The organism is Janthinobacterium sp. GW821-FHT03C08 (genome assembly GCF_059420905.1).
Genome location: NZ_JBWKUP010000002.1, coordinates 268703 through 282987 on the forward strand (window position 1 = coordinate 268703; position 14285 = coordinate 282987).

Consider the following 14285-nt stretch of genomic DNA (forward strand, 5'->3'; position numbering starts at 1 on the left):
CCCACACCCGTACGAGGAGACTATGAAGCCCCTTACCATCAAATCCCATGGCATCGCCCTGCTCTGCGCGGTCAGCCTGCTGACCGCCTGCACGACACCGGCCTCGCTCATCGCCACGTCCAACGAACAGCACGATGCCTGCAATGCGGCTGAGCTCAAGGGCCAGCTGGGCGAGGCGGAACTGGCCTGTGTGCAGGCGCTGCGGGCGGCAGAACAGGCCGGCGCCAGCGCGGAAATCCTCTCGCAGCGCCAGTACAACCTGGGACGCATCAAGCGCCTGCAAGGCAAGAATGCGGAAGCGGAGACACTCTACCGGCAAGCGCTGGCCACCGAGGAGGCGGCACAGCCGCGCAGCGATGCGCGCGTCGGACGGCGCCTGGTGGAACTGGCCTCGGCACTGTCGGCGCAGGGCAAGTGGCAAGAGGGCAGCGGCTACCTGGAGCGCGCCCTGCCCCTGCTGCCGAAGCTGTCGCCTGCCGCGCGCGGCTATGCGGCGCAGGTGCTGCAGCAGTACGCCAAACAGGTGCAGGGCGGCCCGCAAGCGGCACTGGGCCAGCGCTTCGCGGCGGTGGCGGCCGGCCTGCAGTAAGCGCGACGCACGTTTCCGGCGCCCCCGGTTCGCCGCGGGGCCGCGCCGGGACCGGGCTTAAGGCTGGGCGACGTGAATGCTGGCCTTGATGTGCTTGAGATGGGCGATGATGGTGAAGGTCATCACCACCAGCAACGACCACGAACTCCATTTGCTGACATGCACCGCCGACCAGGCGCCAAGCTGGTTCGGATAGCGCCACACGCCCCAGAAGGTGCTGATGTTTTCAGCCAGCCAGATAAAGAAGCCGACCAGCACGAAACCCAGCAGCAAGGGCATGCTGCGGTCGCGGTCGAGCGGGCGGAACACCACGGTGGTGCGCGCATACAAGCCCAGCGCGCAGGCAGCCAGATACCAGCGATAGTCACCGATGTAGTGATGCGTGAAGAAGTTGGCATAAATCAGCAGCGCGATCAGCACCGCCATCCAGTACGGCGGATGGTGGCGAATCCGCATGTCGAGCAGGCGCCAGGTCTGGATGATGTAGCTGCCGACGGCCGCATACATGAAGCCGGAGAACAAGGGCACGCCGAACACCTTGGTGTAGGCAAAGTCGGGGTAGCTCCACGACTGGATGCCACCCGACACCTTGAACACTTCCAGTGCGAAGCCGACGACATGGAACAGGCAGATGGCTTTCAGCTCATCCCACGTTTCCAGTCCGCGCCAGACCATGGCGCCCTGAATCGCCAGCGCCGCCAGCAGCAGCACGTCATAGCGCGGCAGGCCGAACAGGCCGGCGCGCGGCACCAGGAAAACGGCAGCGAAAAACAGTCCCACGAACAGGCACGACCTCGCCTCCTTGATGCCGAAGTACAGGAACTCGGTCAGAAAGCGCGGCCAGCCGCGCAAGCGCTGACGTGGCGTCGCATTTAACAGGTGGGCATCGAGGGCATGGAGCATGCAGTAACTGTAGCGACCGGCCGCGGCGCTGTAAAGCACAATTACGCACGTGCGCCTGGCAGCGCCAGTCGAGGGTGGCCAGCGCACATCGGCAATATCGGCGGCGGTGCAACGCAAAGGAAAGCAGGATGGGATGGAGCAGAAAGAACGAGCGGTGCGGGCAGAATGCGCTCACCAATAGCAATGGGGCCGGGCGCGCTCACGGTCGTGAGCAGGCCCGGCCCCATCATCAGGCAGCGGGACACCCCGCCAGCCTTCTTAAAAACGATTATTGCAGTTTGATTTCAACATCAACACCAGCTGGCAGGTCCAGCTTCATCAGCGCGTCAACGGTTTTGTCCGTTGGGTCAACGATGTCCATCAGGCGTTGGTGCGTACGGATCTCGAACTGATCGCGCGAAGTTTTGTTGACGTGCGGGGAACGCAGCACATCGAAACGTTGAATACGGGTAGGCAGTGGTACTGGGCCTTTGACGACAGCGCCGGTACGCTTCGCGGTTTCAACGATTTCCAGAGCGGACTGGTCGATCAGTTTGTAATCGAAAGCCTTCAGGCGGATACGGATTTTTTGGTTTGGTGTCGACATGGTATTTCCTTAAAAGAACGAACCGCGCGGTCTGCACGGCAATGAGGTAACACGGGAATTTCTGACGCAACAACCGTCAGGGTCGACATGATAGCACCAAAATGCTTGCCAACCCCGGCAGTTGAATAAAAAGAAGGGCGCCGGGCGACGACGCGTCTTCTTTTATGCAGGCTTAAGAATTAAGCCAGGATTTTTGCAACAACACCAGCGCCGACGGTACGGCCGCCTTCGCGGATAGCGAAGCGCAGACCTTCTTCCATCGCGATCGGGTTGATCAGCTTGACGGTGATCGACACGTTATCGCCTGGCATAACCATTTCTTTGTCTGCTGGCAACTCGATCGAACCAGTTACGTCCGTCGTGCGGAAGTAGAACTGTGGACGGTAGTTGTTGAAGAATGGCGTATGACGGCCGCCTTCGTCTTTCGACAGAACATAGATCTCGCCGGTGAAGTGGGCGTGTGGCTTGATCGAGCCTGGCTTGGCCAGAACTTGACCACGTTGCACGTCTTCACGCTTGGTGCCGCGCAGCAGCAGACCAACGTTGTCGCCTGCTTGACCTTGATCCAGCAGCTTGCGGAACATTTCCACGCCGGTGCAAGTCGTTTTGACGGTATCGGTGATGCCGACGATTTCGATCTCTTCGCCGACCTTGATGATGCCGCGCTCGATACGACCGGTTACCACGGTACCGCGACCCGAGATCGAGAACACGTCTTCCACTGGCATCAGGAAGGCACCGTCAACAGCGCGCTCTGGCGTTGGGATGTAAGCATCCAGGGCATCGGCCAGACGCAGCACTGCGTCCACGCCCATTTCGCCTTCTTTGCCTTCCAGCGCCATACGTGCCGAACCTTTGATGATTGGCAGGTCGTCGCCTGGGAATTCGTACTTCGACAACAGCTCGCGCACTTCCATTTCAACCAGTTCCAGCAGCTCTGCGTCGTCGACCAGGTCGCACTTGTTCAGGAACACGATGATGTATGGAACGCCAACTTGGCGGGCCAGCAGGATGTGTTCGCGGGTCTGTGGCATTGGGCCGTCAGCTGCGGAGCACACCAGGATCGCGCCGTCCATCTGCGCGGCACCGGTAATCATGTTCTTGATGTAGTCGGCGTGGCCTGGGCAGTCAACGTGAGCGTAGTGACGGGTTTCCGTTTCGTACTCGACGTGGGCGGTGTTGATCGTGATACCGCGCGCTTTTTCTTCTGGAGCCGCATCGATCTGGTCGTATGCTTTGGCTTCGCCGCCGAATTTCTTCGACAGAACCGTTGCGATTGCAGCGGTCAGCGTGGTTTTACCGTGGTCGACGTGGCCGATGGTGCCGACGTTGACGTGCGGCTTGGTCCGTTCGAATTTACCTTTTGCCATTTTATTCTTCCTTAGAACAATGATTTAAATGTAGGGACCGGCATTCTCGTGAAAGCCGGCCCGGAACTTCTATTACTTAGCTTTCGAGCTTACGATTGCTTCAGTCACATGCTTAGGTGCTTCAGCATAGTGCTTGAATTCCATCGTGTAAGTCGCACGACCTTGGGTCGACGAACGCAACGACGTAGCGTAGCCGAACATTTCCGACAGAGGTACTTCGGCCTTGATGATCTTGCCGCCACCGCCAGCAATTTCGTCCATGCCTTGCACCATACCGCGACGCGACGACAGATCGCCCATCACGGTACCGGCGTAGTCTTCCGGCGTTTCCACTTCCACGGCCATCATCGGCTCCAGGATGACTGGCGATGCTTTGCGGCAGCCATCTTTGAATGCCATCGAAGCGGCCATGCGGAATGCATTTTCGTTCGAGTCAACATCATGGTACGAACCGAAGAACAGCGTGACTTTCACGTCAACAACTGGGTAGCCAGCCATCACGCCCGAAGTCAGCGTGTCGCGCACACCTTTTTCAACTGCAGGGATGTATTCGCGAGGAACGGTACCGCCCTTGATCGCGTCAACGAATTCGAAGCCCTTGCCCGGTTCTTGCGGTTCGATCTTCAGAACCACGTGACCGTATTGACCACGACCACCCGATTGCTTGACGAATTTGCCTTCCGACTCTTCGCACACTTTACGGATCGTTTCGCGGTAAGCCACTTGTGGCTTGCCGACGGTGGCTTCAACGTTGAATTCGCGCTTCATGCGGTCAACGATGATGTCCAGATGCAACTCGCCCATACCGGCGATGATGGTCTGGCCCGATTCTTCATCGGTACGCACGCGGAACGATGGATCTTCTGCTGCCAGACGGTTCAGCGCCAGGCCCATTTTTTCCTGGTCGGCCTTGGTTTTTGGCTCAACCGCTTGCGAAATCACTGGCTCAGGGAAGACCATGCGCTCCAGAACCACGCTTGCCTTGTCGTCGCAAAGCGTATCGCCAGTGGTGGTGTCTTTCAGACCCACAACGGCGGCGATGTCGCCAGCGCGCATTTCCTTGATTTCTTCGCGTTCGTTCGCTTGCATCTGCACGATACGGCCGATACGCTCTTTCTTCTGCTTCACGGAGTTCAACACCGAGTCGCCCGAATTCAGGGTACCCGAGTAGCAACGGATGAAGCACAGCTGACCCACGAACGGATCGGTTGCGATCTTGAATGCCAGCGCCGAGAATTTCTCGTTGTCGTCAGCTTTACGCTCGACAGGCTGCTCATCTTCATCCAAACCCGGTACTGGCGGAATGTCGATAGGCGATGGCAGGTACTCGATGACCGCGTCCAACATTGCCTGTACGCCCTTGTTTTTAAAGGCGGTACCGCACAACATTGGAACGATTTCGCTGGCGATGGTACGTTGACGCAGAGCAGCCTTGATCTCGGCTTCCGACAGGTCGCCTTCTTCCAGGTACTTGTTCATCAGGTCTTCCGACGCTTCAGCAGCGGCTTCAACCATGTTCTCGCGCCACTTGGCAGCATCGGCAGCCAGGTGTGCAGGAATGTCTTCGTATTCGAACTTCATGCCTTGCGAAGCGTCGTCCCAAATGACGGCCTTCATCTTGACCAGATCGATAACACCGGTGAAGACGTCTTCAGCGCCGATCGGCATCTGGATAGGCACCGGGTTGGCTTTCAGACGCGAACGCATCTGATCGTAGACCTTGAAGAAGTTGGCGCCGGTACGGTCCATCTTGTTCACGAAGGCCAGACGTGGCACTTTGTATTTGTTAGCCTGACGCCATACCGTTTCCGATTGTGGCTGCACGCCGCCGACTGCACAGTAAACCATGCAGGCGCCATCCAGCACGCGCATCGAGCGTTCAACTTCAATGGTGAAGTCAACGTGGCCCGGGGTGTCGATGATGTTGATGTGATGCGCTGGGAAGTTGTTAGCCATGCCTTTCCAGAAGCACGTAACAGCAGCCGAGGTAATCGTGATGCCGCGCTCTTGCTCCTGCGCCATCCAGTCGGTGGTGGCAGCGCCATCATGGACTTCGCCCAGCTTGTGGTTCACGCCGGTGTAGAACAGGACGCGCTCGGTCGTGGTCGTCTTACCTGCATCGATGTGAGCGGAGATACCGATATTGCGATAGCGCTCAATGGGGGTCTTGCGGGCCATAATTAATCCTAAATGAATGGACAAAACCGAGCAGCATTTTTTTGCAAAAATGAGCCCGGCCTCGAACAACAGATGCTTGACAGCCGCCTTGCGGTAGCTGGCTTTATATTAGAAGCGGAAATGCGAGAACGCTTTGTTCGCTTCAGCCATACGATGGACTTCGTCGCGTTTTTTCATCGCGCCGCCGCGGCTTTCAGCCGCTTCCATCAGCTCACCGCCGAGGCGTTGTGGCATCGATTTTTCGCTGCGCTTGTTAGCAGCTTCACGCAACCAACGCATGGACAGAGCCATACGACGGACTGGGCGAACTTCGACCGGCACCTGGTAGTTTGCACCACCGACGCGACGGGATTTCACCTCAACCAACGGCTTGGCGTTGTTGATTGCGGTAGCAAAAACTTCGAGCGGATCTTTGCCCGATTTTGCTGCGATGTGCTCGAAAGCACCGTAGATGATGTTTTCTGCAACCGATTTCTTACCGGACAGCATCAGCACGTTTACAAATTTAGCGACATCAGTGTTGCCGAATTTTGGATCTGGCAAAATTTCGCGCTTGGGTACTTCACGACGACGTGGCATATCAATTCCTTTCAATCTTCAGTTGAGCGCGCGTTCTTCGCACACTCGCGGACGACCATCATAGTCCTCCACTTACTCGACCAGATGCGGTCGACTACATTCACTTAGCTAGTTGCCACTGAGCGAAACTTGGGTTTGCTGCGTACAACTTATTACTTCTTGCCTGCTTTAGCGCGCTTGGTACCGTACTTCGAACGCGATTGCTTACGGTCTTTAACGCCTTGGGTATCCAGGGCACCGCGAACCATGTGGTAACGCACACCCGGCAAATCCTTGACGCGGCCGCCGCGCAACAGCACAACACTATGCTCTTGCAGGTTATGGCCTTCACCGCCAATGTACGAAATGACTTCGAAACCATTGGTCAGGCGAACTTTAGCGACTTTACGCAGAGCCGAGTTAGGCTTCTTTGGAGTCGTGGTGTAAACACGTGTGCAGACGCCACGCTTTTGCGGGCTGTTTTCCAGCGCCGGCGATTTGCTCTTCACGGTCAAGGCGACGCGTGGATTGCGAATCAATTGATTGATGGTTGGCATCGTTATAAATCCAACAAAAAAATACGATTAATAACCCGGGCAAGATGCCCGGCGACTAAAACCTCGTCCCGCTTTTATCTGCTGCGCACCGGAGGCGCCCGCAGCCACTCGATAAGGAGCGGCCAAGAAATGCCAAGTAACACGTAAACGATGTGCAGAATAAAATCGAGAACTCGCTAGTTTAGACCTTGTGTTACAGGGGGTCAATCAGTTTACGGCTTTTTGCTATAAAAAAAGGCAAAAATCACGCCAATTTGTAGCATTTTGGCTAATTTTTCCTGGCAGTGTGTGGGCGACCCACTTGTTGATTGAGCACTCTTTCCCTGCATGCAAGTCATCACCGGGGGCGCTCTTGTATGACCGCAAGATGACAAAAGGATTGATAATAGCGGACATTATTCGCCGCCTTCCTTTATGCGCCCCTTGCTTCGCCCTGACTATCTGTTCCTGCTCCTGACCTATGCCTTGCTGTCGGCCGTGCCGTTCATCCCGGCGCTGCTGGGACGCCCGCTCGAGCACCCCTGGCAAATGCTCACCTTCGAGCTGCTGGCCTGGCTGGCCGTCTGGAGCGTGTTCAAGCGTCCCGCCTATTTCCACTGGCTGCTGGTGCCCGCCTTCCTGGCCCTGCCGACGGAAATCTACCTGTTCATCTTTTATGGCCAGGGCATTTCCACGCACCACCTGGGCATCATCGTGGAGACCAGCCCCAAGGAGGCGATGGAATTCCTCGGCCAGAAGGTATGGCTGATGGGGGCCGTCATGCTGGGCGTCGTCGCCTGGTGCCTGCTCAGCTGGTATGCGGCCACGCGCACGCGCGACCTCGACTGGCGCGGCAGGACGCGCCCGGCCGCCTTCGCACTGCTGCTGTTGCTGGGCGCCTTCTGGGGCTACGGCTACGAATTCGGTTTCGACGCCAAAGTCCTGCACAGCGCCGCCGCTTCCGCCAAGGCCAGCAAGCCGGCGGCCAGCGTCAAGGCCGGCGCCTCCGGCTTCGGCAATGCCAGTTCCGCGGACGACGAGACGGACGAGGAGGACGACGAGAGCAGCAAGCCCGAGAACGCCAGCATCGCCGGTGCCGACGAAACGGGCCTGGGCTGGCCCAGCCTGCCCCACTGGGCGCGCCTGCCCTACACCTTCGACACCATCAGCAACTCCTGGCCCTTCGGCCTGATGGCGCGCGGCCTCGACTTTTACAAGGAACGCAAGTACCTGGCCGAACTGGGCCAGAAAAGCAGCAGCTTCCGTTTCGGCGCACACCAGCAGCATCCCGACACCCAGCCGGAAGTGGTGGTGATGGTGATCGGCGAATCGTCGCGCTACGACCGCTGGAGCCTGAACGGCTACGAACGCGACACCAATCCCCTGCTGAAGCAGGAAAGCAACCTGGTACCGCTGGCCGACGTCATCACGGCCGTTTCCGCCACGCGCCTGTCGGTGCCCGTCATCATCTCGCGCAAGCCGGCCACGCAAAGCCTGAAGGACGGTTTTTCGGAAAAATCCTTCCTCACGGCCTACAAGGAAGCGGGTTTCAAGACGTACTGGCTGTCGAACCAGATCTCGTTCGGCCAGTTCGACACGCCCGTTTCCGTCTTCGCCAAGGAGGCGGATGTGGTGCAGTTCCTGAACCTGGGCGGCTTTACCAACAACTCGAACTTCGACCAGATCCTGTTCGACCCGCTCAAGAATGCGCTGGCCGATCCGGCGCCGAAAAAACTCATCGTGCTGCATACCCTGGGCAGCCACTGGAACTACAGCCAGCGCTATCCGAAATCGTTCGACAAGTGGCAGCCATCGCTGTTCGGCGTCGACAAGCCCGTCTACACGGACACGGCCATCAAGCCGCAGCTGAACAACAGTTATGACAGCTCCATCCTGTACACGGACTGGTTCCTGTCGAACGTGATCGGCATCCTGAAGGACGATGGCCAGCGCATGGCCCTGCGCAGCTCGCTCGTTTACGTGGCCGACCACGGCCAGACCCTGTACGACGGCAGTTGCCGACTGGCTTTCCACGGGCATAACACGCAGTTCGAGTTCCACGTGCCCGCCTTCGTCTGGTACTCGCCGCAGTTCCAGCAGCACTATCCAGACAAGGTGACGCAACTGCAGCGCCACCGGAAGGCACGCCTGTCGACGGAAAACATGTTCCACACCCTGCTCGACCTGGGTGACATCCGCTTCGCCGGCGAACAGCCCGAATGGAGCATCGCCAGCCCCCGCTTCAAGCAGCACAAGCGCTACGTCGACAGCTACGGCTGGACCAACTACGACAACGCCATCATCCGCGGCGACTGCCGCGAAGTGATCGACAAGAGCACGCCGGAAAAACAGGACAAATAGTCAGTCGCCGGCCAGCACGCCCGCGCAATCGGCCGGCTGCGCCATATGCGTGCTGAGCCAGTCGAAGACCTGCCCCGCCTTCGCCTCGATGGCACTGCCGAAGCCGCGCTGCGCCAGCAGGGCGATGCCGTTCGTGGCCTGCAGCACGCCGGGCGCCAGCAACAGTGCCCCGTGCGCGTCGCGGCGCACGCACCAAGGCGCCAGGCAGTCTTCCAGCAACGGTCCCAGCACCAGGTTGTGCGACGAGACGATCACCAGGTGCTGCGCCGCCAGGGTATGCAGCACGGCCGCGGCTGCGGCCACCGACTCGAGGTGGTTCGTGCCGCGGAAAATCTCGTCGATCAGGAACAGCGCCGGCGCGCCGCCCTCGGCCAGCGCCAGCAGTTCGCGCGCGCGCCGCAATTCGGCGATGTACAGGCTTTCGCCGCCATCGAGCGAATCCTCATTCTGCATGCTCGAATACAGCGGCAGCAGCGGCACGCGTGCCGCATGGGCGTAGCAAAAGCCGAAGGCGCGCGCGCTGACCAGATTGAGTCCCACGCCACGCAGCAAGGTGCTTTTGCCGATGGCATTCTGGCCCGAGATGAAGGCGCCGCGGCCATCGAGCCGCAACGATAGCGGTACGGCGCCATCGAGCAGCGGATGCACCATGGCGTCGAGCGACAATTGCCGCGCGCCGGCTTCCTGCGCCCAGCAGAACTGCACGCGGCCGCGCAGATGGCGTGCCAGGGCCAGGTCCGCCTCCAGGTCGGCCAGCAGCAGGAAACTCTGGCGCAAAAAATCGCGCTCGCGCCGCACGACGCGCAGGCTGTGAAAGTAGCGGCGGATATTGCCCAGCATGAGCCAGTCGTCATACTCACTCAGCAGGGGAATCATCTTGATCCAGCGCAGCGGCGTGATCTGGCGGTTGATCACGCCCGCAGCCCGGGCGCCTTCGCGCAGCGCCGCCGTGAAAGGCGAATCGAGCGCGGCCAGGCGACCATGCACCAGCAGGATACGCTGCAAGGTAAACACGCTGCGCTCCCAGGGCTTGCAGCGCTCATGAAAGCGCATCTGCAAGGCCATCAGCGCCAGCCAGACGGGCACGACGATGGCCCATGCCAGCGGCGCGACCAGCCACGCGGCCAGCAGCGACACCAGCAGCGCCAGCGTGGGCAACAGCAGCCAGCGGCTCCACCACGGCGGTGCCGGCGGCGCTGCGCCACACAACAAGGCCGCCACTTCCATGTCGGCCGTGCGCAGCGGCCGCATGGCTTGCTCGAGCGCCGCCTGCTGTGCCGGCGCGGCCAGCAGGGCCGCGATGCGCGCGCGCGAGGCGGCATCCGCCGTACCGCTCGCCAGGCGCTGATGCAGGCGCTGCTGGCCAAGAATGCTGGCTTGCGTAGCCAGTTGCGCATGGTAGCCATCGAGCAGCATTTCATCCCACGTCTGTTCGTCGAGCTGCGCCGGGCCATCTTCGACCCGCTGCAGCATGGCGATGTCGCTGCGGGCAAACGGATAGTCGAATTCCGCCGGCTCGGGCAGGCTGGCAAACTGGCGCAGCCAGCGGCGCAGGGAGGAAAACAGGGAAGGCGTAGGCGTCATCATGCTCCACAGGAGGGGGGCGAGCATGGCGCCACGCGCCATCACTGCCAGGGCACAGATCAGGTCGATTGCCACTTTATCAAGATCCATTCCTCACATTGTCCCGAGGTGCCCCGCGCGGACACCCGCTGGACAGCGCGGACACCGCGGACACCGCGGACAGCCGGACAGCCGGACAATTTTATTTTTTTCTTTTCAATTCAACGACTTAAAACTGGCATGGAATATGCATAGAGAATTGCATTGTCCACGAAACGTCCACCATGATCCGCGATACTTCCTCCCAAGACGCCGTGCTGTCCGCCCCGGCGGGCCAGCGCCACAAGAAACGCGCCCTGCTGCTGGCGGGCGCCGCCATCGTCATCGGCGGTGCCGTCGCCGTGTTTGCCGGCTGGCGCAACAGCGAACATTCCGTCAATGCCAGCCGCCTGCGCATCGCCGAGGTCACGCGCGGTACGCTGATCCGCGATGCCGCCGTGAATGGCCGCGTGGTGGCGGCCATCAGCCCCACCCTGTACTCGACCACGGTGGCCACCGTGACCTTGAAGGCCAAGGCGGGCGACACGGTCAGAAAGGGCGACATTCTCGCCGTGCTGGAATCGCCCGACCTGTCCGACGCGCTGAAGCGCGAACAATCGAGCGTGCAGCAGCTGGAGGCGGAAGTGGCGCGCCAGCAGATCCTGGCCAAGAAGCAGAAGCTGCTGGCGCGGCGCGAAGCCGATACGGCGGAGATCGATCGCCTGTCCGCGCAGCGCACGCTGGAACGCTATGAAAGCGTGGCGCAGGTGGGCATCATCGCCAAGATCGATTACCAGAAGGCGAAGGATGCCTTGAATTCCGCCGAGATCCGCAGCAAGCACGCGTCGCAGGCGGCGGGCCTGGAAAGCGAGGACGTGACCCTGGCGCTGAAGACCAAGGTCAACGAACTGGAACGCCAGCGCCTCGTCCGCGACAATGCCCAGCGTCGCGTCGACGAGCTGACCGTGCGCGCGCCCGTCAACGGCTTCATCGGCACCCTGTCGGTGGCCAACCGCAGCGTGGTGCAAGCCAATACGGCGCTGATGACGCTGGTCGACCTGTCGCAGCTGGAAGTGGAGCTGGAAGTGCCGGAAACGTACGTGGCCGACATTGGCCTGGGCATGGGCGCGGAAATCGAGACGGGCGCCATCAAGGCAACGGGCAAACTTTCGGCCCTGTCCCCCGAAGTGGTGAAAAACCAGGTGCTGGCGCGCGTGCGCTTCAACGGTGAACAGCCGGCCGGCCTGCGGCAGAACCAGCGCGTCACGGCGCGCCTGCTGATCGATGAAAAGCCGAATGTGCTGATGCTGGCGCGCGGTCCCTTCGTCGAGGCCGAAGGCGGCCGCTTCGCCTACGTCGTGCGCGACGGCGTGGCCATCCGCACGCCCATCAGGATGGGCGCCACCAGCGTCTCGGCCGTGGAAATCCTCGGCGGCCTGAAGCAGGGTGACAAGGTCGTCGTCGCCGGCACGGAAGCCTTCGAGAACGCGGCCCGCGTCTCGCTCAATTAATCCATTCTCATCTACCCGGAGACTCGCCATGCTGCGCATGCAAAACCTGAATAAAGTCTATCGCACCCACATGATCGAAACGCACGCGCTGCGCGGTTTTGAAATCCACGTCAAGCAGGGGGAATTCGTCACCGTCACGGGGCCGTCCGGCTCCGGCAAGACGAGCTTCCTGAACATCGCCGGCCTGCTGGAGGAATTCACCGATGGCGAATACATCCTCGACGGCGTCAACGTGAAAGGCATGAACGACAATGCCCGCTCGCGCCTGCGCAATGAAAAACTGGGCTTCATCTTCCAGGGATTCAACCTGATCCCCGACCTGTCGCTGTTCGACAATGTCGACGTGCCCCTGCGCTACCGGGGCTACAACAGCGCCGAGCGGCGCGAACGCATCGAGGATGCACTGGCCAAGGTGGGTCTGGCCTCGCGCATGAAACACTATCCGGCCGAACTGTCGGGCGGCCAGCAGCAGCGCGTGGCGATCGCGCGCGCGCTGGCCGGCTCGCCCAAGCTGCTGCTGGCCGATGAACCGACGGGTAACCTCGATACGCAGATGGCGCGCGGCGTGATGGAACTGCTGGAAGACATCAACGCGCAAGGCACCACCATCCTGATGGTCACGCATGATCCCGAACTGGCGCTGCGCAGCCAGCGCAACGTGCACATCATCGACGGCCAGGTGTCGGACCTGGTGCACAAGGGACCGACGCTGGCCAGCAGCCCGGCCAAGGCCGGCAGCAACGCCGCCACTGCCTGAGGATAGACGCATGTTCCAGTACTACTTCCTGCTTGGCCTACGCAGCCTGCGCCGCAATCCCGCCCTGACGGCGCTGATGGTGCTGACCCTGGCCATTGGCGTGGCCGCCAGCATTTCCACGCTCACCATCCTGCACGTCATGTCGGGCAATCCCCTGCCGCACAAGAACGGACGCATGTTCGTGCCGCTGGTGGACAATGGCTCCCTCTCCGGCTACACCCCGGGCAACGAATCGGGCGACAAGCAGCTCAGCTACCGCGATGCCGTCAACTTCCAGAACAGCAAAATCGGCGAGCGCCGCAGCGTCATGTACGGCGTGGGCGGCGCCATCGAGCCCGCGCGCAAGGACATCGGCGCCTTCAGCTCGCAGGGACTGGCCGCCTACCGCGATTTCTTCCCCATGTTCGAGACACCGTTCCTGTATGGTCAGCCATGGAGCGCCGCCGACGATGCGGCCGGCGCCGACGTCATCGTCCTGTCGCGCAAGCTGGCGGAAAAACTGTATGGCGACAGCAACCCGGTCGGCCAGCGCATGACATTGATGGGCTTCCAGTTCCAGATCACGGGCGTGCTCGACAAATGGGATCCCGTGCCGCGCATCCACCGCATCATCGGCAGCGGCGCCTTCGGCAGCGAAGACAGCTACTTCATCCCGTTCACCAGCGCGATCCGCCACCAGACGGGACACAACGGCAGCATGAGCTGCAGCGGCAACCGCGAGCCGGGATTCCAAGGCACGCTCGACTCGGAATGCACGTGGATGCAGTTCTGGTTCGAGATGGCCAGCGATGGCCAGCGCGCCGAGCTGCAGAACTACCTCGACAGCTATGCGCAGGAACAGCGCAAGCTGGGCCGCCTGAAACGCGCCGCGCCGAACCGCCTGTTCAGCATTGATGAATGGCTGGTCCACCTGCGCGTGGTCGGCAACGACAACAAGCTGTCGGCCTGGCTGGCGTTCGGCTTCCTGGCCCTGTGCCTGGTCAATACCATCGGCCTGCTGCTGGCGAAGTTTTCCGTGCGCGCTTCCGAAGTGGGCATCCGCCGCGCGCTGGGGGCGTCGCGCAGCGACATCTTCCGCCAGTTCCTCATCGAGACGACCGTCATCGGCCTGGCCGGCGGCGTGCTCGGCCTGCTGCTGTCCTTCGGCGCCCTGGCCCTGATCGGCATGCAGTCCAAGCAGCTGACCGTCGCCGCGCACATGGATTGGGTGATGCTGGCCATGACCTTCGTCCTCTCGGTCGCCGCCGCCATCCTGGCCGGCCTGCTGCCGACCTGGCGCGCTTGCCAGGTGACGCCGGCCATCCAGCTCAAATCCCAATGACCGCCGCCACCGC

At 61.0% G+C, this 14285-nt stretch carries 12 protein-coding genes; 5 read left to right on the top strand and 7 right to left on the bottom strand.

Going from position 1 to position 14285, the window contains the following annotated elements; translation table 11 throughout:
• Positions 1–22: 22 nt before the first annotated feature.
• Positions 23–589 (top strand): hypothetical protein, encoded by a 567-nt coding sequence (locus AC07VL_RS03675; protein WP_494804646.1) that lies wholly within the window; start codon positions 23–25, stop codon positions 587–589.
• Between the two features lie 57 nt (positions 590–646).
• Here the strand turns inward: AC07VL_RS03675 and AC07VL_RS03680 are convergent, their stop codons facing one another.
• The 6 genes from AC07VL_RS03680 to rpsL form a co-directional block, all read right to left on the bottom strand.
• On the bottom strand, positions 647–1492 hold the full coding sequence (locus AC07VL_RS03680) for a DUF817 domain-containing protein (protein WP_494804647.1): 846 nt from the start codon (positions 1490–1492) through the stop codon (positions 647–649).
• 268 nt (positions 1493–1760) lie between these two features.
• Positions 1761–2078, bottom strand: a complete 318-nt coding sequence (gene rpsJ, locus AC07VL_RS03685) for a 30S ribosomal protein S10 (protein WP_038497056.1) — start codon at positions 2076–2078, stop codon at positions 1761–1763.
• 179 nt (positions 2079–2257) lie between these two features.
• Entirely contained in the window at positions 2258–3448 is a 1191-nt protein-coding gene (gene tuf / locus AC07VL_RS03690; protein WP_100428800.1) for an elongation factor Tu, read from the bottom strand.
• 72 nt (positions 3449–3520) lie between these two features.
• Positions 3521–5626, bottom strand: coding sequence for an elongation factor G (gene fusA, locus AC07VL_RS03695; RefSeq protein WP_131378985.1), 2106 nt, complete (start codon positions 5624–5626; stop codon positions 3521–3523).
• Positions 5627–5734: 108 nt separating this feature from the next.
• Positions 5735–6205: a 30S ribosomal protein S7 gene (gene rpsG, locus AC07VL_RS03700; RefSeq protein ID WP_010394377.1), complete on the bottom strand. Its 471-nt coding sequence runs from the start codon at positions 6203–6205 to the stop codon at positions 5735–5737.
• A 152-nt stretch (positions 6206–6357) separates the two neighbouring features.
• Positions 6358–6741 (bottom strand): 30S ribosomal protein S12, encoded by a 384-nt coding sequence (gene rpsL / locus AC07VL_RS03705; protein WP_010394376.1) that lies wholly within the window; start codon positions 6739–6741, stop codon positions 6358–6360.
• A gap of 414 nt (positions 6742–7155) precedes the next feature.
• Between rpsL and AC07VL_RS03710 the strand changes: the two genes are divergently transcribed.
• Positions 7156–9081, top strand: a complete 1926-nt coding sequence (locus AC07VL_RS03710; protein WP_494804648.1) for a phosphoethanolamine transferase — start codon at positions 7156–7158, stop codon at positions 9079–9081.
• Here AC07VL_RS03710 and AC07VL_RS03715 read toward each other — a convergent pair whose 3' ends face one another.
• The gene (locus AC07VL_RS03715; RefSeq protein ID WP_494804649.1) at positions 9082–10755 is read right to left on the bottom strand and encodes a MutS-related protein; all 1674 of its coding nucleotides are present in this window, start codon (positions 10753–10755) and stop codon (positions 9082–9084) included.
• Between the two features lie 173 nt (positions 10756–10928).
• On the opposite strand from AC07VL_RS03715, the gene AC07VL_RS03720 reads away from it, so the two are divergent.
• Genes AC07VL_RS03720 through AC07VL_RS03730 form a run of 3 tightly spaced genes read left to right on the top strand, consistent with a single transcriptional unit; the run spans position 10929 to position 14272 of the window.
• Positions 10929–12194 carry an efflux RND transporter periplasmic adaptor subunit gene (locus AC07VL_RS03720; RefSeq protein WP_494804650.1) on the top strand — a complete coding sequence of 422 codons (1266 nt, stop codon included), beginning with the start codon at positions 10929–10931 and terminating at the stop codon, positions 12192–12194.
• A 28-nt stretch (positions 12195–12222) separates the two neighbouring features.
• Positions 12223–12951, top strand: coding sequence for an ABC transporter ATP-binding protein (locus tag AC07VL_RS03725; protein WP_290608004.1), 729 nt, complete (start codon positions 12223–12225; stop codon positions 12949–12951).
• A 10-nt stretch (positions 12952–12961) separates the two neighbouring features.
• Positions 12962–14272, top strand: coding sequence for an ABC transporter permease (locus AC07VL_RS03730; protein ID WP_290608003.1), 1311 nt, complete (start codon positions 12962–12964; stop codon positions 14270–14272).
• Positions 14273–14285: the final 13 nt, after the last annotated feature.

What these genes read in the sequence shown, in the direction of transcription:
- AC07VL_RS03675 (WP_494804646.1), top strand. Translation starts at nt 23, where the DNA reads ATGAAGCCCCTTACCATCAAATCCCATGGCATCGCCCTGCTCTGCGCG.
- AC07VL_RS03680 (WP_494804647.1), bottom strand. Translation starts at nt 1,492, where the DNA reads ATGCTCCATGCCCTCGATGCCCACCTGTTAAATGCGACGCCACGTCAG.
- rpsJ (WP_038497056.1), bottom strand. Translation starts at nt 2,078, where the DNA reads ATGTCGACACCAAACCAAAAAATCCGTATCCGCCTGAAGGCTTTCGAT.
- tuf (WP_100428800.1), bottom strand. Translation starts at nt 3,448, where the DNA reads ATGGCAAAAGGTAAATTCGAACGGACCAAGCCGCACGTCAACGTCGGC.
- fusA (WP_131378985.1), bottom strand. Translation starts at nt 5,626, where the DNA reads ATGGCCCGCAAGACCCCCATTGAGCGCTATCGCAATATCGGTATCTCC.
- rpsG (WP_010394377.1), bottom strand. Translation starts at nt 6,205, where the DNA reads ATGCCACGTCGTCGTGAAGTACCCAAGCGCGAAATTTTGCCAGATCCA.
- rpsL (WP_010394376.1), bottom strand. Translation starts at nt 6,741, where the DNA reads ATGCCAACCATCAATCAATTGATTCGCAATCCACGCGTCGCCTTGACC.
- AC07VL_RS03710 (WP_494804648.1), top strand. Translation starts at nt 7,156, where the DNA reads ATGCGCCCCTTGCTTCGCCCTGACTATCTGTTCCTGCTCCTGACCTAT.
- AC07VL_RS03715 (WP_494804649.1), bottom strand. Translation starts at nt 10,755, where the DNA reads ATGGATCTTGATAAAGTGGCAATCGACCTGATCTGTGCCCTGGCAGTG.
- AC07VL_RS03720 (WP_494804650.1), top strand. Translation starts at nt 10,929, where the DNA reads ATGATCCGCGATACTTCCTCCCAAGACGCCGTGCTGTCCGCCCCGGCG.
- AC07VL_RS03725 (WP_290608004.1), top strand. Translation starts at nt 12,223, where the DNA reads ATGCTGCGCATGCAAAACCTGAATAAAGTCTATCGCACCCACATGATC.
- AC07VL_RS03730 (WP_290608003.1), top strand. Translation starts at nt 12,962, where the DNA reads ATGTTCCAGTACTACTTCCTGCTTGGCCTACGCAGCCTGCGCCGCAAT.